We start from the raw sequence: 20478 nt of genomic DNA on the forward strand, positions 1-20478 counted from the left end.
ATCCGCCCCAGCGTTTCGGAATAGTCGGGAACGTCGCTATGCGCCCGCTCGGCCGCCAAACCCTCCACGGCGCGGCGTAGCAACACCAGCTCGCGGTCCTGGCCTTCTACTACAGCGCGCAACCGGTCGAAGGCCTCCGCCGGATCGCCCCCTTCCTGAATATCGTCGTCCATGCTCATCCTACCGACTCATGCCACGGTCGCGGTCACGCCCTATGCTGACCGATTGCGCCAGTTCCTGTCCGATCGACCGTCCCCGCTCCATACTCAACGCAAGCTCGGGTGCGCGACGCTGCAACACGGATTCAAGCTGCGGGTCGCGGTGCAGCCCGTCCGCGATACCATCCATGCGCTTGCCGATCTTCTCCGCGCCCTCGTGGTCGCCGGCGCGCTCCATGCTGGCACGCGCTTCCTTCATGCCCTGCCACTGCTCCACGAACCGGCCCGCGCGCTTCTCCGGGTCGATGCGGACCTGACGCTCCGTCTCCATCGCGCGCGCCGCGCCGCTGGTGTTACCCCTCGCGGCCTGCTCGATCAGCTTGGGATCGCGTGCCATCGCCGACGCGAGGTCACGGGCAGCATGGAGCCGGACCTGGTCAAGCGCGTCACCGGCCTTCGCCAGCGCCTGTTCCTGGTGCGCCAGCACCGGCAAGCCTTTCTCCAGCATCCGGCCTATGTCGGCGCCAGCACGCGCATAACGCTCGATCGCCTTGGCCTGTGAGGCCGGAAGCGGGCGATCGGTCGCGCTGCGCTCCGGCGACATCGGCCGTTCTGCTGCCGGTTTCGGCCGGAAGCCGTCGAACATGCCGCGCGCCTTATCGCGTACCTTCTCGACCATCTGGCGTGCGAGTTCCGGGAACCCGATCTCCCGCCGATCGGCGAACGCCCGCGCCTGGTCCTGCTCGGGTAGGGCATAATCACTGGCCATATCCTTGCCCCGGTCGCGCGACAGGGCGCGAACGAGCTGACGCTGATCGGCAAAGTCGTCGCGGCCATAATGGAGCTGCATGTCGTCGCGGTGCCGCGACATGCCGACATAGGCGCTGTGGCGGTCCATGCCGGGGGTGGCGAGGATGTGCGCGCGATCGACCGTCACGCCTTGTGATTTGTGGAACGTCGCCGCGTAGCCGTGATCGACATGGGCATAGTCCTTGGTGTCGAACGCGACGCCACGCCCGTCATCGAGGCGCACCGCCATGCCCTCGGGCGATACCCGCTCGATCGTCGCCAGCGTGCCGTTCTTTACCTCCATGCCGCGCTCGTTGCGCAGGAACATGATACGGTCGCCGGTCGCGAACTGCCGCTCGCCACGCTCGGCCTTCACCGTCACGTCGTCGCCAAGGTCGCCGGATGCGCGCAACCGGTCGCGCGCCTCACCATTGAGGCTCTGCACCTCGGCGTTGGTGTGGGTGAGGATGATCCGGCTCTTGCCCGGGTCGGTCTGGCGCGCACGATCCCAACCGTCGACCAGCTCGCCGCGCGCCTGCTCGCGCGTGTCGGCCGCGTGGACCATGCCCTTGCCGTCATAGGCGTGGATCGCCTCGCCGGTGCGCCCCGTCGCCAGCAAACGCGTAGCATCGCGCTGCCAGTCCTCGCGCTGCCGGCGTATTTCAGTGATCTCGGCCGCGCCGTGGCGCTCGGTGACGCTGCGGAACGCCACGCCGGCCTCGATCGCCTGCAACTGCTCGGGGTCGCCCACCATCACGACCTTGGCCCCGGCGTCGCGCGCCTGGCTCAACACACGTTCCATCTGGCGCGAACCGATCATGCCGGCCTCGTCCACCACCAGCACATCACGCGGGCCTAGCTGCTCGCGCCCCTGCCCCCATGCGTGTTCAAGGCTGGCGATGGTACGGGACTGGATGCCGGACCCGCCCTCAAGGTTCTCGGCTGCGATGCCCGACAAGGCCGCGCCGCGAACGGTGTAGCCCTCCCGCTCCCATGCCTCGCGCGCAACGCCAAGCATCGCCGATTTGCCCGAACCGGCATAGCCGACGACGGACGCCAGCCCCGCATTGCCGGTCACATGGTCGAAGGCGTCGCGCTGCTCGCCGGATAGGACAAGGCCCTTGGCGCTGGCCACGCCGATCGCGGCGTCACGGTGCCGATCGGCAACGCCGTACTCGCCACGGCCCGCCAGCTCATCGCCGGCGCGCTCAAGCCGGTTCTCCACCGCGATCATGTCGCGCGACGTGAACCGCTCCTGGTCGCGTCCGTCCTTCCCCAACGCGACCAGCTCGGGGCTGCCGCGAACCGCCCCCATCACCTGGTCGAACTGCTCCTTGCCGTCGCTGTGCCGGAACGCGAACGTCGCAAGGTCGCGGGTGGTGAACGTCGCCTGCTGCCGCGTGATCGCGTCCAGCGCGACATTGGGATTGGCGATGATCCGATCGCCGTTTTCACGGGCAATGCGCGTGTGATCCTCGATCCGCTCTGCCTCAAGCCCCTGCTCCGGTCGCCGCGATGCGGCCGGGCCGATCTTGTGCTGCGGCTCCAGCTCGATGCCCTGCGCCTCGTAGCTGCGATGGTCGATCCGGCCCTCAAGCCCCAACTCGGCCATGCGTTCGTTGACGTGTGCGCTCCACGCCTCGCGCCAATCCTTCAACAGCTCGGTGCTGTTCCAATCTCGGTTTTTCTTCCCGAACCCTTCCGGCCCCACGTCACGCATCGCCAGCATGACATGCGCGTGCGGCTTCGGGCTGCCGTCGTTCGCCTTGTCCCAATGCACGTTGAGGTCCGCGACCATCCCGCGATCGACAAACTGCTTCTTCACGAAATCGCGCGCGAGCTGAGTACCCTGCTTCTCGTTCATCTCGCGTGGAATCGAGAACTCCACCTCGCGGGCAAGCTGCGCGTCCTTGCGCTTCTCGCCTGCCTCCACCTCGTTCCACAAGGTCGTGCGATCGTTTAAACGCTCCGGCGCACCCTCCGGCAACATCACCTCGGAGTGAATGACGCCCGCCTTATTCGAGAAGTCGTGATCGCGGTTTAGCCTATCGTCGTGCAGCTCGGACGCGGACCGATAGGCGGCACTCGCGACGGCGCTCGATCCGTTCGCACGGCTCACGACCTTGGCGGAGAAGTGGTAGATCGCCATGACGCCCTGCTTATTACACTTCTAAGCGCACGTCGGCAACGATGTATAAGCGCGCACTCACAATTCGCTACGCTCCTCGTGACTGACCTGATGCTGGTTTGTGGCGTGATGGTCTTCCCTCTGCTGATCCAGCGCGCTAAGTTGTCGGCGACAATCCACCTGGGGATGAGCGATGGCTACCAAAGTATATGACGGCAGCAGCAACAAGGTGCTCGCAACGCTCGATGGAATGAAGCTCAACGAAGGGACCACGAATACCCAAATCGCACGGATCGACGTCAACAAGGTTTATCGTGGCACCTCGAACACACAGCTTCTCAAGATCGATGGCGTGAAGGTGTTCCAAGGCACGAGCAATACCCAGCTTGCCCGCATCGAAAACGGCAAGGTGTATCGCAGCACGTCCAACACCCAGGTCGCCGCAATCCAGGGCGGCAAGATCACCGATGGCACCTCGAACACCGTACTAGGCCGGATCGATGGACCGCACACGATTGCCCAAACAGCGGCGATCCTGCATCTCGTATTCGCACTGATTTAAGGTCTGTCATGCGCAAAGTCAGAGATTACGACGCGGAGCTGCGCGCGCTGGGTGACAAGGCCCGCGCGCTCAAGGCAAAACGGGTCGAACAGCTCGGCCAGCTCGTCGCAGCAACCGGGGCCGACGCACTCGATGCGGAAACCCTTGCCGGCGTTTTGCTCGATGCAATCGGATCAAAGGATGCGAGCGCAAAGGAGGCGTGGCGCGCAAAGGGCGCTTCGTTCTTTCAGCGGCGCGGGCGCAAGGGTGGCGGTGCTACTGCAATCGACGGATCGGGCGCTGCGACTGAACCGGGCGGCGATGCTACGGGCGGAAGCGGCGGAACGGCGAACGGATAACAGGGGCTGGGTCGTGCAACGTCGCGAACGCACACGCCACCTGATTGAGCTGGGCGGGCTGGTCCAGAAAGCCGGATTGGTCGAGCTGACCGACGACGATCGCGCTACCCTCTACGGCGCGCTGCTCGACCTCGCCGGGCGTGGTCACGGCGACGAGGCCGGCGACATGCTGGCGCTTTGGAAAAGACGCGGAAAACGCGCGTTCGATGCGGAGGCTGAAGGGAGCGAAACGCAATGAACGATTTCGATATCGAGGCAATCCGTGGCCAAGTCCGCGCGATGGATTTCGTACGCGGCACGCCGGCGGAAATCGCGATGTGGCATGAGGACATGGCGGACTCTCGCGCTAACCTGGTCATCGAGGACATGATCCTGACGCCCAACGACGATGCGTTCTTCGCGATGATGCTGGACGAAGGTGTGCCCCCTCCCCTCGTCTCGCAAATCCTTCTCAGACTACTCAATCATCCCAACGCCGACCGATCCCTGCCGATCACGCCGATGGAAGCGCACTGATGCCCCGGCGACGGATCAGCCCGCTGTTCGCGGTCTTCGTCGCTTCCGTGGTGCTGATGGCGAGCAACGCCTGGCTCAAGGGCATCTTCGGCTATGGCGAGATCGCGACCGACATTCCGTTCCTGCTGGCCGGCGCGATCCTGTTCCTGGCCTGGCGCTTCAACCGGCGCGCCGCAAACCAGCACAATGATCTGCTCGGCTCTGCCCGTTTCGGCGACCGTGCCGACGTGCGGAAGCTGGAAGCGAACGGGGATCTCCTGATCGGCCGCTCGGCGAAGTCGGGCAAGCTGCTGCACTACGACGGCGCGGCGCATCTGCTGACGATGGCACCCACCCGCTCGGGCAAGGGCGTCGGCACGATCATCCCCAACCTGCTGCTGCTCGATCGCTCGGTGATCTGCATCGATCCCAAGGGCGAGAACGCCCGCGTCACCGCTCGCGCGCGTGCCGCCAAGGGCAAGGTCTGGTGCCTCGACCCGTTCGACGTGTCGGGTCAGCCCCCTGCCCGCTACAATCCGCTCGACCGGCTCGACCCCGCCAGCCTCGATCTCGCGGAAGATGCCAACACCCTCGCTGACGCGCTGGTGCATGACGCGCCGGGGCAATCGGGCGAAGCGCACTGGAACGAGGAAGCCAAGGCGCTGATCGCCGGGCTGATCCTGCACACCGTCGTCCACGAACCAGCCAATCGCCGCGTGCTGGCGACGGTGCGCGACAAGCTGACGCTCGCCCCTGTAGGCTTCGCCGCGCTGCTCGCCGATATGCAGGACAGCACCGGCGCCGGGGGCCTGATCGCCCGCGCCGCCAACCGCCAGCTCGGCAAGTCCGACCGCGAAGCCGCCGGGGTACTGTCCTCGGCGCAGCGCCACACCCATTTTCTCGACAGCCCGCGCATCGTCGCCAGCACGGCCGCGTCCGATTTCACCTTCGCGGGATTGAAGGACACGACCGCCACCGTGTTCCTGTGCCTGCCGCCCGATCGGCTCGATACCTATGCGCGGTGGCTACGGCTGCTGGTGTCGCAGGCCGTCACCGACATGGCGCGGTCCACCGCGAAGCCTCCCCGGCCCGTGCTGTTCCTACTCGACGAGTTCGCCGCGCTTGGCCGCCTCGAACCGGTCGAGCGCGCAATGGGGCTAATGGCGGGCTATGGCCTCCAACTCTGGCCGATTCTCCAGGACATGCACCAGCTCAAGGCAACCTATGGGGAGCGGGCCGGCACCTTCATGTCCAACGCGGGCGTGATCCAGACGTTCGGGGTCAACGATCATGCCACCGCCGACATGCTCTCGCGCACGATTGGCGACACCACGATCGAATACGATACCGTCAGCACGTCACGCGGCACTGGCTGGGGCGAAAATCGGGCCGGCCCTTCGGAAAGCGTTAGCGGTCACATATCCGCACGACGGCTCGCCACACCCGATGAAATCATGCGGATGCGGCCTGATCAGCTCCTGCTGCTGCGACAAGGCGAACACCCCCTCGCGGTCGAGAAAATCCGCTATTACGATCAGCGCGAGTTCACTGGGCTGTTTGATCCTGGGTGAACGATGCGCGAAAGGTGAGCTTTGGGGTAGCGCCTCACCTTCTAAGAGTGGTTCGCCGCGACAGCCGCCGCGGAGAAATCGGTCATCGGACTAACGCTCTACCAAACCGATCGCGGAGTAGGTGATCTGCGCATCAACAGCGAGGTCCCGTGTTGTGCCGGTCGCATGAACCCTCTTTTCTGCCCTTGTGGGAGTCTAAGACGGCCCTGGCGCGATATCTGATACCCAACCTCCTTTTTTCTTTTCGCCTAGCATGCGGCGCTTGCGCCGCCTCGGTGACGGCGTAGCCGGCACGCAACGGATAAAGCATCGGCCAGCCGGCCGATTCCGTATTGAGTATTCTGGCGATAGTTATCCACAGGCAGGCCTACCCCAAAGCTCACCTTTCGCCGTTCAGATTCTCTAATTCTTCTTATTCAAGATTCAGGGACCTGAAAGACCCGGATTTCTGCGGAAAAACAGCTCCAACAGTGAGCGTTGGGGTCGATTCGCGTGAGTTTTGGGGTAACCTACGGTGAGCTTTGGGGCCGGTAAAAGTGAGTGTTCGGGCCGGGTCTGGTGAGCGTTGGGGTAGGTAATTGGCTGGGTCAGAAGGATCGGTGAGTTTTGGGGTATCCGCCTCTCTGCTCTACCGGGGAGCTGAACCATTTGCCTAGCTCACTTTTGACGGCTAAAGTGAGTTGGTAAGCCCCTCTTGCTCACCGTTGGTCAAGCCTATGTTGCAACCTGCCGTGGTCGATATGACGTTCCGTACGCTGGCCCAAAAGGGACGCGGAAATCCTTTTGATCCCGCCAATTACGGGGAAATCGTCAAGCCCGGCGAGCTGGTCGATATTGTAGAGCTAAGCCCCCTCACCCTCGCCGATCGCCGCATCTACAACCTGCTTATCGCCAATGCTTGGGAACGCATTGGTGAGCCTATCATCCATCGCATCGCAAAATCAGGACTGAAAGGGACGCACCAGGGCAACGAGCGCGTAGAGAGTTCTCTGCTGCGCCTCATGGGCACCATCGCGATCGTCACGATCCGCAAGGATGGCAAGAGCTACAAACGCCGTGTCCAGCTGCTCGGCCCGAGCGATGAAAGCCTCGAAAAGGACGGCTTCCTTCACTATCGTATCCCAGAAGAGCTGATTGAGATCCTGCGGAACAGTCAGGTCTATGCACGCCTCAAAACGCAGGTGATGTATTGCTTCGAATCAAAATACGCCCTCTGCCTCTATGAGATGATCGAGCGGCGTATTGGCCTCGAATATAAGCAGAAAGAGGAGTTCACGATTGAGGAGCTGCGTGGCCTGCTCAACGTGCCCGAAGGCAAACTCGAACGCTTCGCCGATCTAAACAAATACTGCCTCAAGGTCGCTGTCGAGGAAATCAACAAGCTCTGCCCTTTCTATGTCGATTTCACGCCGATTAAGAACGGGCGTAAGGTCGAACGAGTGGCGCTCCACTGGTTCCCGAAAACGTCCAGCGGTAAGCGCGACGCACAGAACCTGATCGACCAGCACAGCATTGTGCGGCGCGCCAAACTGCGTGGCGGGATTCCCGAACTGCCGGTGCTGGTAGATTTCAGCGCCTCGGCCCAAAGGTGAGCCGCTACCCCAAAACTCACCGATGCCGGCATCGAAACCGTATGAGGTCGTGTTCACACGACCACAGTCCCACGTGTTAGCGTGTATGCCTGTCTCGCATAGGCTCTAGTTCTTTAGTCGTTCCATTCGCTGCGGCGTCCTGGAGGCCGGGTTGGGGAAGTACGGAGCTTGGGTTTTGTACCTCGAAGGCCTCGATGGACTAAATTGCCTGTCTTATCCCAGGTTTGAAGGCTTTCAGGGACGAGATTGCGGTAGTGCCGCGTCTTGTCCCATTCCCAACTGAACGAGACCTCGTCGTTGACGAACGCCCACTTCTGCGCACCGAGGGCAAACCAGCTATACCAGACACCTCGAATTTTCATGGCATGACGATGCTGCGCGCGCGTGTTTCCACCCTTGCTCGGTGGACGACTGAACTCCACTAGCTTGATCGCGTAACCCTCGATGGCCGTCCTCTCGACGGTTTCAGGCTCACCGGGCCCATTTTCAGTCGGAGTCGTCGTCATCTAGGACACTTCCTGCCTTACCGTTCCCCGAACGGATGCTTACCGTACTGGCGCATTAGAAGGTCGATCGCCTCGCCCATCAATGCCTGAAGGGTAGTTCCGTTCTCCGCCGCTAGCACGTTCAGACCTCGGCTGACCTCCGGACTAAAATATGCGCTGACGGCCTTCTTGCCTTGGCGCGCTGCCGATCGCACTGGCGCCGCGCCCTCAATGGCTGGAGCTGGGTCGCTTGGCTCCACCTTCGCGCGTTCTGCACGCTGCTGCCTCATAGCACCAAATTTGCTCATCTCAGCCTCGCTTCTTCTTGCTCTGCTTACCGGAAGACAAGTTCACACGTTCTCGTGTCCACGCCCATAATGCTGCTATCTCTTCCGCGGCCTTGCCGTCCGGCTCAGCCTCCATTGCGGTTTTCCCTTGTGCAGTACTGTGGTGATAAATTGCGCGCATAGTGAGCATGACGGGCGCGACTGGCACGCCCATCCCTTCAACGCCTCCGCTACCCTCGATCAGCTCGCGCGCGTCCCGGTAAGTAGTCGGCGCGCGCTGAGGGCCGCCCATGAAGAGCACGAACGCCGGCTTGCCTGCCGCCTTCACGAGCTCGGCCGTCGTTTCGACCGCTGACAAGTCAAACGCCTGTGGACGGCATGGAATGAGGATCAGGTCTGCGGCTTTGCAGGCCTCGCGCGCCATGATGTCCGCGTGAGGTGGCGTGTCGATGATGACCAGGTCCGCGCCTAGATCGGCCGCCTGCTGCACCTTGCGCGGAAGGAGGGTAGGGGAGGCGCAGTCCACGACCTCAGGGTCAGCACCGCCTCGCCAGTGATTCCACTGGCTGGCAGTCGCTTGTGGGTCCGCATCAAGGATCAACGCGGACAGACCTGCACTGGTGGCAGCGCCGGCAAGGTGGATGGCAAGCGTGGTCTTACCCGCTCCACCCTTCTGGCTAATAATAGATATAGTCTTCATGTAGCCACCTGAACACGTTCTCGTGTGAACACGCTATATAGCCCACAGGTGTGCATGTTGGCAACCTCACTTGTGAACGAGAGGACAACACAGGCTTGTACTGCTTCGGCCATCCGCTACGCTCAAGCCATGCCGCTAATTTCCATTTTTGAAACAGCCCCCGATAGTGTCGCGAAATTCAGCATTGAGCAGGTGGTCTCGACGGCCGGCGACGGAGCGCTGAAGGACGACAGCGCGTGCTCCGCCGAACTGCGCGAGTATCTAGGCAAGGTCGGCACGGAGAAGATTGCCCGGTACGTGGACCATTGCCTCACCGTTCCGTTTCAAAAAAACGGCATGGTGCTTCAGGACCTAGTGAACGAACTCGGCCGCCGTCTCGACTACGTGGCGACCAACGGACGTTATCAAGGGGTTCAAGGTAAGATCGGCTTCGACGGGCTGTGGCTGTCGCCCGAAGGGCACACACTCGTCGTCGAGGTGAAGACCACTGATGCGTACCGACTCTCCTTGGACACGCTGGCGACCTATCGCTCAAGACTCGCGGAAGCCGGCAAGCTGTCGGCCGAGTCCTCCGTCCTGATCGTGGTGGGCCGACAGGATACGGGAGAGCTGGAGGCGCAGATCAGGGGCTCGCGCCACGCCTGGGACATACGCGTCATCAGCGCCGAGGCGCTCATCAAGCTAGTGCTGCTAAAGGAAAGCACGGAAGCCGCCGAAACCGGGCTGAAGATGCGCAGCCTTCTTACACCGATCGAATACACCCGTCTCGATCGCATGGTCGACGTGATGTTCACGACCGCCACGGACGTGGAGGAGGAGCCCGAACCGGACGAACAGGCCGACGACAACGTCGTGCCCGCCACGCCAGACTTCGCCATGACGAAAGCCGCGCCATCGATCGTGACCGCAGCCGACCTGGCGGCAACTGGTAAGGGCACCTGGCACTTCACGGACGCGCAAGTTCTGCAAGCAAAACGCGAGGACGTGATCGCCGCCCTCGGTCGGCGGGAAACGGCCAGCCTGGTGAGGAAGAGCCGCGCGCTCTACTGGAACGCTCAGAGGGACGTGCGGGCCGCCTGCTCCATGTCCAAACGGTACACCGGAAAGAACCAGGCCCCGTACTGGTACGCCTACCATCCGCAGTGGGACACGTTCCTCGAAGAAGCCGAACGCGGCTTCTTCGTGCTCGGATGCATGGACATGGAAACGGCGTTTGCCGTCCCTCACGCGACTATGAAGCCGCTGCTGCCATCACTGCACACGACTACCAACAAGGGTGGCACGACCTACTGGCACATACATCTCATTGAGCATGGCGCGGGCCTCGCCATCTCAGTGCCGAGATCGACGGCGCTAGACCTAAGCCAGTTCCAAATAGCGATTAGCTAGGATCAGCCTATGGCTTGGAAAGCCACGATATCGTCACCTGGCTGACGTTGAACAATGCGGCCACGGGCGCCGTGCGTCGCCCGTTTCGAGCTTCTCCAACTAGCTCCATAGGTCATTGGCGGCAGTGACCTATGGAGCTAGCCTTCCCTTAGATACCCGAAGATGGCCAAGCAGACTTCAGGCTGGCGGTGAAGGTGCCGTCCTTGGCTACAGCATCTGTCTTGGCGGTTAAATCGAACTGGGAGACTACCCAGTCGGCAACTTTCTTGATGTCGGCCTTTTCAATCGCTTTTTTTGTCACTTTCGCCACCTGCTCTGGTGTCGGTGACATACTACCGCAAAGCTTCCAGCTAAGTGCAGTCATTGTATGAAATCGTAGGTTATTCTTGTATATTCTATCGTATCCAGACTTGTTCATGAATGCGTTAACTGCGAAAAGTGCCTCAGCTGCGACAAGGTATAGTTTCAACGGATGAGGTTCTTCCGCAGGAAATATCTTCCCATAGTACGGGTCTTTCATCAGACTGGTTGGCCGGGCTCGCGCTACATTCGGCTCCTCTAGATAGAACGCCGTGACGGCCTGAGCCATTTTATCAATGCCAATTGTCCGAGATGCTGGTTTTCCCGCATTCTTATAGAAGTTTCTGCGCCTATCGTAGTACACATCATGTGGCGCAAGAAATACTTCAATCTTTCTATGGATATTTTCGGTCGCGCGAAGGGAGTGCGGTTTAACCTTGGTTTGGTAGTTAGTCGCCTTGATAACACTATTAATTACGTCTTCGTCTTCTGTCTCGATTATTCTAACCATAACCAGGCGAGTTTCATCAACCCCGCCCTTACGCATCCACCTGTTAAGTTCGTACGATGTCTGAAGGCCATTCACAACTAACGGGTTCTGCAATGTCATAACTGAATTGCTGAAAGCTGCCTTACTTGCAAGAACGGTCACACCGTTATTGAGCCACCAGAAATCTATATCTCCCTTTTGCTCTGCAAGGGTAGCAGCAATATCTTTATTTACGTCTACGCTACCTTCGTAGTCTCTGACATTTGCATCAAAGAATGACGATCTAAGCGCGTTCTTATCATCTGCAATAAATTTTCCGTAAGACGAAAGCGTAGACAGTACTATATACGAACTATTGCTCCCAAACAGAGGGGTCCCCTTTACAGGCAACTCTGCTTTGATGAGTTTTTGCTCTGCGGCAAGATCGTAAAGCTCATTAGATCCAGCGAACATAAACTGGATCGTTGCCTTAGGCATAAAGCTCTTTACAGTCTCCTCAAGAGTTTTTGCCTTCGCAGATGCAGAGGCGGGAACACTGGCACCCTTGCACGCGTACCAGATCGTTACTTTGAACGTCGGGAATTCCGGTGCCAGCGTTTTCACAACGCTATCCCAAAGACCAAATGCTTCTACAACACTTTGATTTAGATCGCCTTGGCTTGATGCCGTTTTAGCGTAATCACGAAGTAGGTTCGGCAAGGAGGCCGATATTTTGTCAACCGGACCTTCCTTAAAATTTGCCTCATTTTTCGACTGTATAATGACCAGTTCTATGTCGACAGGGCTTTTGAACGAGGAAAGTTCGGTATCTTCTGCAATGAGAACACGGTTTGCGTATATAAATACGCTATCAATCCCACCATCCTGGGAGCCATCAACAACGCGGTCCTGAATATCTTCTATTGAAGGATCATATTTATTTAGGATTACGTCAGCGCAAAAAACCTCGAACGCGTCATCCTCACTCAGGCTGCTATCATACGTCTGTCGACGTTGTTGGAAAACGCTCGCAAGAAGCTCATTCGCTACCATTTGGCCTACCCTATCAATCAGATTCTTGCCTGCCGCTTAAGGCGACGCATACTACCTTCGTACGGTAGCTGGGAGAGACCCGCTTCGCCATAGCTGCACGTCATCGGTCGCTTGCGCTTGGCGCCGTCTTGTCCATTCGATAACCCTGCTTCGTAGGAAGGGGGGAAGCGTTCTTGGCTATCGATTTTGCTTTTCGCCGAAGGGCGGTGCGATCCCTGACCAGCAAGATCGGCGTTTATGTCCTCTGTGACCTAGACAAAGTGCCGATCTATGTCGGTCAGTCGACGGATGGCATTCGCAGTCGGGTTGCCCGGCATCTCACGTCCGCCCGTTCGGATATCATCGCCAATCGGCAGATCGACGTGTGGGAAATCGCCTGGGTTCTCGCCTACCCAGTCGAAAACAAGGCCGAGATCACGCCGCTTGAAGGTCTTCTGTTTCACCACTTCAATGTGCAATCGCCGCTCATGAACGGCTCCATCCCGGCAGCACCCGCTAAGGGCGTAGAAATTCCTCAGCCGACTCAGACGATCCAAGTCATGTCAGAAGAGGAGATTGCCGACAAAATCGATCCTTCGCAGCGGCTCCCTCGTCAGGCTGGGCATTATACTCAGATCGTCGGCCATTTCTTGACGGTGAAAAACTCGCCCCAAGTGGCACGCGCAATGGACGCCCATTTCAAACGGCTAGCGAGCTACCACGCCGAGCTGCTTGGTCTCGCCGGAGATTCTGATCCCGGCGACGAGTAGAAGCAGCTTGCGCCTATTTCGGAACAGAAATAGAACATACTAGACGGGAAGGATATTTGGCGCCACAGTGGCGCCATGACCACTTCTTCCAAACCTACCACGGTGCGCGCCCTCGATCGCATCAACCTCCGCCTGTCGGCAGAAACATTCGCCCAGATCGATGCGGCGCGCGCCGATCGCCTCGGCAACGTCTCGCGCAATACCTGGATCACCGAGGCTGTCGCGGAGAAGCTGGCGCGCGAGACAAGCGCCAACGATCGTCGCGAGGAAGGCCGGGTCGCCAATGGCTGAGTTCTACGAGTTCTTCGCCGGCGGGGGCATGGCGCGCGCCGGCCTGGGCGCAGGCTGGACATGCCTGTTCGCAAACGACTTCGATCACAAGAAGGGGCTTACCTACCAAGCCAACTGGGGCACCGGCGGCGAGCTGACGGTCGGAGACGTGAAGCAAGTCACCGCCGCCAACCTGCCCGGCGTCGCTGATCTCGTATGGGGTTCATTCCCGTGCCAGGACCTGTCGCTGGCGGGGGGCGGAGCGGGCTTGCGCGGCGAGCGATCCGGCACCTTCTATCCGTTCTGGGACGTGATCCGCGGCCTCATCGCGGACGATCGAGCGCCTCAACTGATCGCGCTCGAGAACGTATGCGGCACGCTGACTTCGCACGGCGGCAAGGATTTCGAAGCGATCTGCCAGACCTTCGCTGATGCGGGCTATCGCTGCGGTGCCCTCGTCATCAACGCCGCCCTGTTCCTCCCGCAATCCCGGCCACGGCTGTTCGTGGTCGGGATTCATGCCGATGTGAACGTGGACCCGGCGCTGCTTGCGCCGGGTCCAATCGAACCCTTCCATACGCGCGGCCTGCAAAGCGCGGTCGAGCGGCTGCCTGCCGCACTGCGAGAAACCATGCTGTGGTGGAACGTGCCAACGCCCAGCCGGCGCAACTCGACATTTGCGAGCATGATCGAGGAAAACCCAACGAGCGTGTCCTGGCATACGCCGGCGGAAACCCAGCAGCTTCTCGGCATGATGTCGCCGATCAACCTCGCCAAGGTGAACGCGGCCAAGCGGGCTGGGCGCCGCATGGTCGGCGGTGTCTACAAGCGCACCCGCCTCAACGAGAAGGGCGTAAAGGTGCAGCGCGCCGAAATCCGGTTCGATGATATGTCCGGCTGCCTGCGGACGCCGGCCGGCGGATCGAGCCGTCAGGTAATCGTCGTCATCGATGGCGCGAAGGTCCGGTCGCGACTAATTTCTGCGCGCGAGACGGCGCGCCTGATGGGCCTGGGCGACGATTACAAGCTGCCCCGCAACTACAATGAGGCTTACCACCTCACTGGAGATGGCGTGGCCGTACCGGTCGTCCGGCATCTGGCGCATCATATTCTGGAGCCTTTGCTGGGCATGGCGGAGGCTGCCGAACGGGCCGCTGCATGAGCGTCATACCGTGCGAGCAGAACAGCGATCTGCGCGCGCAAATCGAGCGGTTCGCCGAAGTCCTGAAGACTGAGGCGCACCGGCTCGGCGATCATGGCCTAGACGAGCGCGACTTCTATAATTCTGGCCTGTTTCGCGGTGCCGTCGAGCGGGTGAGAGGGCAATTCTCCGCCACGATGCGCGCCAAGCGCGAGTTCGTCCAACATGTCCTCAACCATATGGAGGACGAAGGCTTCATCGCCGGATGGGATCTCACCGAGGATGCTAGCCGCAACGACTATCTTGTGCGCCTTCCCTCCGGCCGCACGGCCGTCATCGACCTGAAAGGCTGTCTGGACGGCAACAACACCAATATCTTCGAGCGGCCGGCCAATGCAGACGAGTTCGTGATCTGGAGCATCTGCACCAATCTTGGCGCCGACCCCCGCCGCAACGCCTGGTCGGGGATTCACACGCGGCTGAGCGCTGAGATGATCTCCCGCAATCAGCGCGTCGATGGCCTGATCGTTTGGGACATGGTGTGCGGCACGATCGGGCGGCCATGCCCCAAAGTCGCCGATGATGACGGAGCGCGGCTTACCGACATTGGACCATTCCGCGTTCCGCCCGCCTGCGTCTACCTCTTTCCCGACGCCGTGCCGTCCGTCGCCAATCCCACCGCGCCGGCGCAACCGATCGAAGCCGTCGAGCTGCTGTCAGCCTTCCACCGCTGCTTCAAGGGCCACGACACAGAATTGAACCAGGTGGATTTCGAGCTGTTGCAAAGCGGCTCTGACCTCATGCGGCGCACCACGATCCGCCGCGCCGGCGTTATCCAGAAAGTGTCGGACATGGCGCCGATCCGGCGAGTTTAAGGATCGAGGAAGCCGGTCAACCGGCGGGATAGCTGCTCGCTGTCGCGCATTTCGCATTCCCATATCGCCAGGACACGCCAACCTTCGTTCTCAAGGCGCTGTCGGACTTCCCCGTCTCGCTCGACGTTCCGGGCCAGCTTCGGGTGCCAATAGCTTGCGTTGCTTGAAGGGCGCCGCGCCCCACGCGGGCAGTCGTGCTGGTGCCAGAAGCATCCGTGCACGAAGATTACCGCTCGACGGGCGGGAAACACAAGATCGGGACTGCCGGGCAAATCGCGCCGGTGAAGCCGGAATCGGTAGCCAAGCCGATGCGCCAACCCGCGCACCATCATCTCCGGCCGCGTGTTCTTTCCACACACGCGCCGCATGCGTTCCGATCGCGCCGCTGGCGCCAGAATGTCGGTCAACCTGTTGCCTGCTGCGCGCGATGATCGCGCAACACGCGCTGCACGGTTGATCGCGACACGCGGAACAGGCTGGCGAGCTGGGCGGGGGAGCCTTGCCCGGATTCGGCCTTGGCGATGATCTCGGCGCGCTGTTGCCCGTTAAGACTCGGCCGTCGTCCAAGGTGCCGCCCCGCCTTACGCGCATGGGTTAGTCCGTTCATGGTCCGCTCGCGGATCATGGCGCGCTCAAACTCGGCGAACGCGCCTAGCATCTGCGTCATCAACCGGCCGGGAGCGGTGGTGGTGTCGATCGCCTCCGTCACCGATCGGAACCCCGCGCCGGCGGCGGTGATCGCCTCAAGGGTGAACAGGAGGTCGCGAAGCGAGCGCGATAGCCGGTCGAGCTTCCACACCACAAACACGTCGCCGGGCTTCAATGCGCCGATCGCGCGCGCCAGCTCGGGGCGATCGGCTCGGCCGCCCGATGCTTCCTCCTGGTAGATGGGATCGCACCCGGCATCGCGGAGTGCGCGAAGCTGCGGGTCAATGTCCTGGGAGTCGCCTCGGGACACGCGGGCATAGCCAATTTCCATGCCATTATTCTGGCATGGGGTTTTGACACCTGCAAACCCTTGGAAATGCTAGGGCAGGGTGGTGGTGTCAAAACCGTTCGGTTCTGACACCTCTGGATTGGCAGCCTATCAATATTTCCGCAAAAGACTTGCATTCATAACTGTGCTGAATATATTCGCCCCATCACTGAATAGGGGCGTTGAGATCGTGAATAACGAAGCGGGAGTCATACTGGCCAATTTGCGAGGCGCTTCTGGCCTCACTCAGCGTCAAGTCGCCGAACGGATGAGCGCAAATCAAACGCGCGTGTCCCGGATCGAGGCTGGAGACGGTGACGACACTGACATCGAAGCCTATGTTACGGCTGTTGGAACGCCTGAGGCGCAAGCTTTCGGGGAACTGCTGCGCCTTAACTGGACGCACCTCCCACGCCCGTCTCTACGACACCCCGATCTCGGCACGTTAGTAGCTGTTGAGCACGGCCTTGACCGGGTGCGAGCCTTCTTGGAGGATGGTCAGGTACCCACAGTTTTAGCTGGGCAGGCACAATTGCTTGATCGGCGACTTGAAGATGCGGGCCGCTACCTGCTCTCACTCGACCATGAAGTGGTCTATGTCGGGGAAATCGGGGTCGGTAAGACGACGGCGGCGTGCCGCCAAGCGGGGCTCGTGCTCGACGGGGCAACCGCTGCCGACCTTAAAGGCATGCTGTTGGATACCGGGGGTGGCCGTACAACCCTGTGCGACGTGCGAGTTGAGACTGGAGAGAAGTTTGCGCTGACGGTCGAACCGGTCAGCGACGAGGAAATCTACAAACTGGTTAGCGAAGTCTGCAAAAGCGTGTTCGAGAAGCTTGCGGGCGAGGCGTCGGCGACAACGCCGGACTATAAACCCGCTGAAGAGGTTGAACGGGCTCTACGTAATATGGCGGGGTTACCTCGCCCGGCACGAGCACGCAAAGGTGCGACGAGTGCACCCGATCCTGCGTCTGATCTCGCAACAGAATTCGCCTCGCTGGATGCATTCACAGCAGAATTTGCGGCAAGGCTGAGCCTATGGCGCCGAAGCCGGCGCAGCGTCGAGTTCGACGGCATTGATGCCCGGGCCGGGCGGCAATGGCTTCGCTCGACCTTCATCGAGATCAACAACGGCCGCCACGATGATTTCTCATTGCCCGCCCGTATCACAGTCACCGTACCGTTCGCGTTGGTGGGAGACACAGGTCTTTCCATCGCAGTGATCGACACGCGCGGTGTTGATGTTAGCGCGGTCCGCCCGGACATCCTGGCGCATATGAATGATCCGCGCGCGGTCACCCTGCTCTGTTCCAAATGGGGCAGCGCACCAGACCCTAGCTCGCAAGCGCTGCTCACTCATATCACCGAGACCAATGCAGATGCTGCGCTGCTTGATCGCGTGTCGATCGTCGCGTTGGCGCGCGTCGGCGACGCACTGTCGATGCGACAGGATTCCGGCGAAAGTGCCGAAGATCGGGACGAAGGCTATGACATTAAGCTAGGCCAGGTAGATGATGCGCTACAAAAAATAGGCCTTGCGGGTATCGAGGCCTTTGCGTTTGACGCAAGCGCCGACGAGCCAAACGCACTAACGACATTCGTACTCGATCGCATCGCGTCGGTTCGACGGACGCAGGCAAAAGCTGCGGAAGCAACGATTGCTGCAATCGACCAGATGATTGATAATCGCGCGGAGGCTGAGGCGCTAGCGGCGCTGTCAACGGTGAGCGGCAACCTCGACCGGTTCGCCAACCGTCAAGCCAACCTGCGCGGTGCCCGACGCCCTGCGTACGAACGCCTGCTTACTGCAGTTACGACGCTTCATGCGCGTACGATCTGGGCTGCAACGCGGCGCGCTGGGCGTTTCTGGAACTTTGACGCTTTCCAGTATCTCGGAGACGGCGCCGCGGCAGAGGCAAAAGTCCGGTCGAGCGAATTGGTAGGGGGCCTAATCGCGATTATCGACTCCGATCTTGATAATATCGAACTGGTTAGCGCCCAGGGATTTTTGATGCAGGTGCGCGCCAATGTCGCGCAGTGGGAAGCGGACTTCGTCAATGCAGCGAGGCATCACGCCGCCGCTGTCTATTTTCAGCCCCTCAGCCGCGCACAGGAACTGTGGGATGCATGCGAGAGTGAGTATGGTCTTGGCATGGGTGCCTACCGTGAGGGCGTCGCAGGCCGACTCCGTGCTTGGTTTGAGGAGAGGGTCGAGCTGCGCGAGGAACTAGAGCGACGCGTAGCGCGCGCTTGGATAACGAGCTTCATCGCCCCGCTAAAACAGACCGCTGGACAGGGCGAGGTCAGTGGCACCTTACCCCTTTTGCCAAGCCCCGTTGGACAGGAAGGTTAAGCCGATGATCAGCTTCAATAATTTTCGTCGCCTCGATCCGGCGTCGCGTGACGTGGCAAACGAACTCTTAGCTAGCGCCAATGGTCACGAACAGGCATTCTTCGCGTTCATCTATCGGTGGATGGCGTTCAACAGTTGGATGTCAGCGATAACGCTTGAATATACCGACCGCGCAATGATTGATTCATTGGTAGCGGAGCCTCGGTTGATTGCGGCGCACGATCAGATGATGGCGAGCGATAGAGAATATGGGCACCTAGTCGACACGTTCGCAACAGCGTGGCCGGTACTTAACGTGCGGGATGTCCGTAGAAAAATCGGGCATGACGCCTTCCGCCTGCATGACCGACCAGCCCTGCTCTCCGCTTGCGCAGCCGCCAATGTCAAACAGCAGCCAATCGACTGGTTGCCTGGCCAGCAGCCAAATTGGGAGCAAGTGTTACGCACTATCTACCAAGTGCGCTGCAACCTGTTCCATGGCGAGAAATCGCCGCAGAACTTCCGCGATTTCAAACTTGTCGAAGCGTCCGATCGGGTCCTGCAAGCCTTCATGACCAACACCAACTGTTTCGATTGGTATGATTTGTGAGCGCGGCCCTACCATGACCACGACCGGCAGATGGGCAATTGACAAACCATGTTTTTTGTTATAATTTTTATATCACAAAAAACACGGAGCGTGAGCTGTGGCAAAGCCTAAAAACCTCATTCCAGCGCCAAGAGGCGATGGATTCAAAGCCGATGTCGTTTCGGCTGTCGAAGGGCTTTTCAATAACGGTGCAGCTAAGAGCTTCGATATTGCCGTAGATAAAAAAAACCGGACTGCGCGGATCAGGGCCGTTGCGGAGGATGGGCGGTCATCGCTTACGAACATCCTGGCCCCCGGACTTGTCGCCACGATTAACAACACGCCTGGAACGAAGAAGTCATTCGAGAAGAGCGTGGCCGCTTTGTTTCATCAGGGTTATAGCCAGACCGAGTCAGGTCATATTCTGGATTGTTCGCAGGCTCACATATCTAACACACAACGCCGGCTCGGACTTCGGTAACATCGACACGTTCAACGTTGTGCCAATGCACTTCTACGATATGTCTAGCGCAACCTCTAAACTAACCCGTCGACCGGCTTGCATCGTGCAAGTCGGTCGCGTTGCGTTATGCGTTGAGACGAGTCCTGGTTAGCTGAATACGCGCCCAACCACGGTCCAGATTTCTCGGTTGCGTGGATCATCATGCCTACTGCTTATTCTCAGCCCCTATCCTGATCGTACAACGTACCGCGTCGCGGCTCTTGGTGGCGGCTTTCCGGCATTTTCCAATTTCCTCACTGTTCTTCTGAATGATGTTCCAGCCATCCACCATCACGTTCCAGTTTTTCGGCGAATCCGCGATCAGCAGACTCCGTCCCGCATCCCACATTGGCAGATGCAGTGTCCGCGCGGCCATGCGCTCGGGCCATTGCCAGCTTGACGGCGCGACCTCGCGCGCGACAAGTCCCGGCACGATCGCCCACGCTAGAATGCCGATCGCTATCCCGCCCAACCCGAACCATAGCTGCCGGTTCTTCTGGTCGTGCCTGTTCCATGCCGAACCGGCGATGGCGCGAAGATCAGCCATGACGCGCGCCTTGTCCTCACCCGCCTTGGCGAGCGCCGCCTGATCCTCACGCCGGGCGGCATTGCCCGCTGCAGCGATGCGCTGCGCCATCTGCTCTGGCGTGATCGCCAGCGCCGGACTCCGCGCGATCACGTCGTTGATAACCGCGATCCGCTCGGCCGTGGCATTGACGCCCTGCTGC

At 60.3% G+C, this 20478-nt stretch carries 22 protein-coding genes; 14 read left to right on the forward strand and 8 right to left on the reverse strand.

Annotated features, from left to right (window positions below):
- Window positions 1–180 precede the first annotated feature (180 nt).
- On the reverse strand, window positions 181–3096 hold the full coding sequence (traA, locus tag SFC76_RS19220) for a Ti-type conjugative transfer relaxase TraA (RefSeq protein ID WP_322851027.1): 2916 nt from the start codon (window positions 3094–3096) through the stop codon (window positions 181–183).
- Between the two features lie 172 nt (window positions 3097–3268).
- Between traA and SFC76_RS19225 the strand changes: the two genes are divergently transcribed.
- The 6 genes from SFC76_RS19225 to SFC76_RS19250 all read left to right on the forward strand — a co-directional run bounded on the left by SFC76_RS19225 (window position 3269) and on the right by SFC76_RS19250 (window position 7633).
- Window positions 3269–3637: a hypothetical protein gene (locus tag SFC76_RS19225; protein ID WP_322851028.1), complete on the forward strand. Its 369-nt coding sequence runs from the start codon at window positions 3269–3271 to the stop codon at window positions 3635–3637.
- 8 nt (window positions 3638–3645) lie between these two features.
- Window positions 3646–3975, forward strand: coding sequence for a conjugal transfer protein TraD (locus SFC76_RS19230; RefSeq protein WP_322851029.1), 330 nt, complete (start codon window positions 3646–3648; stop codon window positions 3973–3975).
- A gap of 13 nt (window positions 3976–3988) precedes the next feature.
- Window positions 3989–4213, forward strand: coding sequence for a conjugal transfer protein TraD (locus SFC76_RS19235; RefSeq protein WP_322851030.1), 225 nt, complete (start codon window positions 3989–3991; stop codon window positions 4211–4213).
- On the forward strand, window positions 4210–4491 hold the full coding sequence (locus SFC76_RS19240) for a hypothetical protein (protein WP_322851031.1): 282 nt from the start codon (window positions 4210–4212) through the stop codon (window positions 4489–4491). Before SFC76_RS19235 ends, SFC76_RS19240 begins: the two co-directional genes overlap by 4 nt.
- The gene (locus SFC76_RS19245) at window positions 4491–6041 is read left to right on the forward strand and encodes a type IV secretory system conjugative DNA transfer family protein (RefSeq protein WP_322851032.1); all 1551 of its coding nucleotides are present in this window, start codon (window positions 4491–4493) and stop codon (window positions 6039–6041) included. Before SFC76_RS19240 ends, SFC76_RS19245 begins: the two co-directional genes overlap by 1 nt.
- 716 nt (window positions 6042–6757) lie before the next feature.
- A complete protein-coding gene (locus SFC76_RS19250; protein WP_322851033.1) occupies window positions 6758–7633 on the forward strand; it encodes a replication initiation protein in 876 nt (291 codons plus the stop codon).
- Between the two features lie 113 nt (window positions 7634–7746).
- On the opposite strand, the gene SFC76_RS19255 is transcribed toward SFC76_RS19250, so the two are convergent.
- Genes SFC76_RS19255 through parA form a run of 3 tightly spaced genes read right to left on the reverse strand, consistent with a single transcriptional unit; the run spans window position 7747 to window position 9105 of the window.
- Entirely contained in the window at window positions 7747–8139 is a 393-nt protein-coding gene (locus SFC76_RS19255) for a hypothetical protein (RefSeq protein WP_322851034.1), read from the reverse strand.
- Window positions 8140–8156: 17 nt separating this feature from the next.
- Window positions 8157–8426 carry a ribbon-helix-helix domain-containing protein gene (locus tag SFC76_RS19260; RefSeq protein ID WP_322851035.1) on the reverse strand — a complete coding sequence of 90 codons (270 nt, stop codon included), beginning with the start codon at window positions 8424–8426 and terminating at the stop codon, window positions 8157–8159.
- Window position 8427: 1 nt separating this feature from the next.
- A complete protein-coding gene (parA, locus tag SFC76_RS19265; protein ID WP_322851036.1) occupies window positions 8428–9105 on the reverse strand; it encodes a ParA family partition ATPase in 678 nt (225 codons plus the stop codon).
- Between the two features lie 129 nt (window positions 9106–9234).
- Here parA and SFC76_RS19270 point away from each other — a divergent pair, with 129 nt between their 5' ends.
- Window positions 9235–10494, forward strand: a complete 1260-nt coding sequence (locus tag SFC76_RS19270; protein WP_322851037.1) for a hypothetical protein — start codon at window positions 9235–9237, stop codon at window positions 10492–10494.
- Window positions 10495–10642: 148 nt separating this feature from the next.
- Here SFC76_RS19270 and SFC76_RS19275 read toward each other — a convergent pair whose 3' ends face one another.
- Window positions 10643–12316 (reverse strand): AIPR family protein, encoded by a 1674-nt coding sequence (locus SFC76_RS19275; RefSeq protein WP_322851038.1) that lies wholly within the window; start codon window positions 12314–12316, stop codon window positions 10643–10645.
- A 173-nt stretch (window positions 12317–12489) separates the two neighbouring features.
- On the opposite strand from SFC76_RS19275, the gene SFC76_RS19280 reads away from it, so the two are divergent.
- The 4 genes from SFC76_RS19280 to SFC76_RS19295 all read left to right on the forward strand — a co-directional run bounded on the left by SFC76_RS19280 (window position 12490) and on the right by SFC76_RS19295 (window position 15351).
- Complete coding sequence (locus tag SFC76_RS19280; RefSeq protein WP_322851039.1) at window positions 12490–13065, forward strand: GIY-YIG nuclease family protein; 576 nt, start codon at window positions 12490–12492, stop codon at window positions 13063–13065.
- Window positions 13066–13140: 75 nt separating this feature from the next.
- Window positions 13141–13356: a hypothetical protein gene (locus tag SFC76_RS19285; protein WP_322851040.1), complete on the forward strand. Its 216-nt coding sequence runs from the start codon at window positions 13141–13143 to the stop codon at window positions 13354–13356.
- Window positions 13349–14497, forward strand: coding sequence for a DNA (cytosine-5-)-methyltransferase (locus SFC76_RS19290; RefSeq protein WP_322851041.1), 1149 nt, complete (start codon window positions 13349–13351; stop codon window positions 14495–14497). Before SFC76_RS19285 ends, SFC76_RS19290 begins: the two co-directional genes overlap by 8 nt.
- Window positions 14494–15351 (forward strand): hypothetical protein, encoded by an 858-nt coding sequence (locus SFC76_RS19295; RefSeq protein WP_322851042.1) that lies wholly within the window; start codon window positions 14494–14496, stop codon window positions 15349–15351. The genes SFC76_RS19290 and SFC76_RS19295 overlap by 4 nt, the downstream gene beginning before the upstream one ends.
- Here the strand turns inward: SFC76_RS19295 and SFC76_RS19300 are convergent.
- Both SFC76_RS19300 and SFC76_RS19305 read right to left on the reverse strand, forming a co-directional pair.
- Window positions 15348–15758: a DNA mismatch endonuclease Vsr gene (locus SFC76_RS19300; RefSeq protein WP_322851043.1), complete on the reverse strand. Its 411-nt coding sequence runs from the start codon at window positions 15756–15758 to the stop codon at window positions 15348–15350. The two genes, SFC76_RS19295 and SFC76_RS19300, sit on opposite strands and share 4 nt — an antisense overlap.
- Window positions 15755–16330, reverse strand: a complete 576-nt coding sequence (locus SFC76_RS19305) for a recombinase family protein (RefSeq protein ID WP_322851044.1) — start codon at window positions 16328–16330, stop codon at window positions 15755–15757. Before SFC76_RS19305 ends, SFC76_RS19300 begins: the two co-directional genes overlap by 4 nt.
- 64 nt (window positions 16331–16394) lie before the next feature.
- On the opposite strand from SFC76_RS19305, the gene SFC76_RS19310 reads away from it, so the two are divergent.
- From SFC76_RS19310 to SFC76_RS19320, 3 genes are all read left to right on the forward strand, one after another.
- Entirely contained in the window at window positions 16395–18680 is a 2286-nt protein-coding gene (locus SFC76_RS19310; RefSeq protein ID WP_322851045.1) for a helix-turn-helix transcriptional regulator, read from the forward strand.
- 4 nt (window positions 18681–18684) lie between these two features.
- The gene (locus tag SFC76_RS19315) at window positions 18685–19269 is read left to right on the forward strand and encodes a hypothetical protein (protein WP_322851046.1); all 585 of its coding nucleotides are present in this window, start codon (window positions 18685–18687) and stop codon (window positions 19267–19269) included.
- Between the two features lie 97 nt (window positions 19270–19366).
- The gene (locus SFC76_RS19320) at window positions 19367–19729 is read left to right on the forward strand and encodes a hypothetical protein (RefSeq protein WP_322851047.1); all 363 of its coding nucleotides are present in this window, start codon (window positions 19367–19369) and stop codon (window positions 19727–19729) included.
- 187 nt (window positions 19730–19916) lie between these two features.
- Here the strand turns inward: SFC76_RS19320 and SFC76_RS19325 are convergent.
- On the reverse strand, window positions 19917–20478 hold a 562-nt coding region (locus tag SFC76_RS19325), incomplete at its 5' end, for a DUF6118 family protein (protein ID WP_416222452.1).

It is taken from the genome of Sphingomonas sp. CD22 (genome assembly GCF_034556155.1).
Taxonomy (GTDB): domain Bacteria; phylum Pseudomonadota; class Alphaproteobacteria; order Sphingomonadales; family Sphingomonadaceae; genus Sphingomonas.

Bases quoted from the DNA above. Each gene is read 5' to 3' on its own strand.
- parA (WP_322851036.1), bottom strand. From the start codon at position 9,105: ATGAAGACTATATCTATTATTAGCCAGAAGGGTGGAGCGGGTAAGACC.
- SFC76_RS19260 (WP_322851035.1), bottom strand. From the start codon at position 8,426: ATGAGCAAATTTGGTGCTATGAGGCAGCAGCGTGCAGAACGCGCGAAG.
- SFC76_RS19285 (WP_322851040.1), top strand. From the start codon at position 13,141: ATGACCACTTCTTCCAAACCTACCACGGTGCGCGCCCTCGATCGCATC.
- SFC76_RS19250 (WP_322851033.1), top strand. From the start codon at position 6,758: ATGTTGCAACCTGCCGTGGTCGATATGACGTTCCGTACGCTGGCCCAA.
- SFC76_RS19295 (WP_322851042.1), top strand. From the start codon at position 14,494: ATGAGCGTCATACCGTGCGAGCAGAACAGCGATCTGCGCGCGCAAATC.
- traA (WP_322851027.1), bottom strand. From the start codon at position 3,096: ATGGCGATCTACCACTTCTCCGCCAAGGTCGTGAGCCGTGCGAACGGA.
- SFC76_RS19225 (WP_322851028.1), top strand. From the start codon at position 3,269: ATGGCTACCAAAGTATATGACGGCAGCAGCAACAAGGTGCTCGCAACG.
- SFC76_RS19315 (WP_322851046.1), top strand. From the start codon at position 18,685: ATGATCAGCTTCAATAATTTTCGTCGCCTCGATCCGGCGTCGCGTGAC.
- SFC76_RS19270 (WP_322851037.1), top strand. From the start codon at position 9,235: ATGCCGCTAATTTCCATTTTTGAAACAGCCCCCGATAGTGTCGCGAAA.
- SFC76_RS19230 (WP_322851029.1), top strand. From the start codon at position 3,646: ATGCGCAAAGTCAGAGATTACGACGCGGAGCTGCGCGCGCTGGGTGAC.
- SFC76_RS19275 (WP_322851038.1), bottom strand. From the start codon at position 12,316: ATGGTAGCGAATGAGCTTCTTGCGAGCGTTTTCCAACAACGTCGACAG.
- SFC76_RS19305 (WP_322851044.1), bottom strand. From the start codon at position 16,330: ATGGAAATTGGCTATGCCCGCGTGTCCCGAGGCGACTCCCAGGACATT.
- SFC76_RS19290 (WP_322851041.1), top strand. From the start codon at position 13,349: ATGGCTGAGTTCTACGAGTTCTTCGCCGGCGGGGGCATGGCGCGCGCC.
- SFC76_RS19255 (WP_322851034.1), bottom strand. From the start codon at position 8,139: ATGACGACGACTCCGACTGAAAATGGGCCCGGTGAGCCTGAAACCGTC.
- SFC76_RS19245 (WP_322851032.1), top strand. From the start codon at position 4,491: ATGCCCCGGCGACGGATCAGCCCGCTGTTCGCGGTCTTCGTCGCTTCC.
- SFC76_RS19240 (WP_322851031.1), top strand. From the start codon at position 4,210: ATGAACGATTTCGATATCGAGGCAATCCGTGGCCAAGTCCGCGCGATG.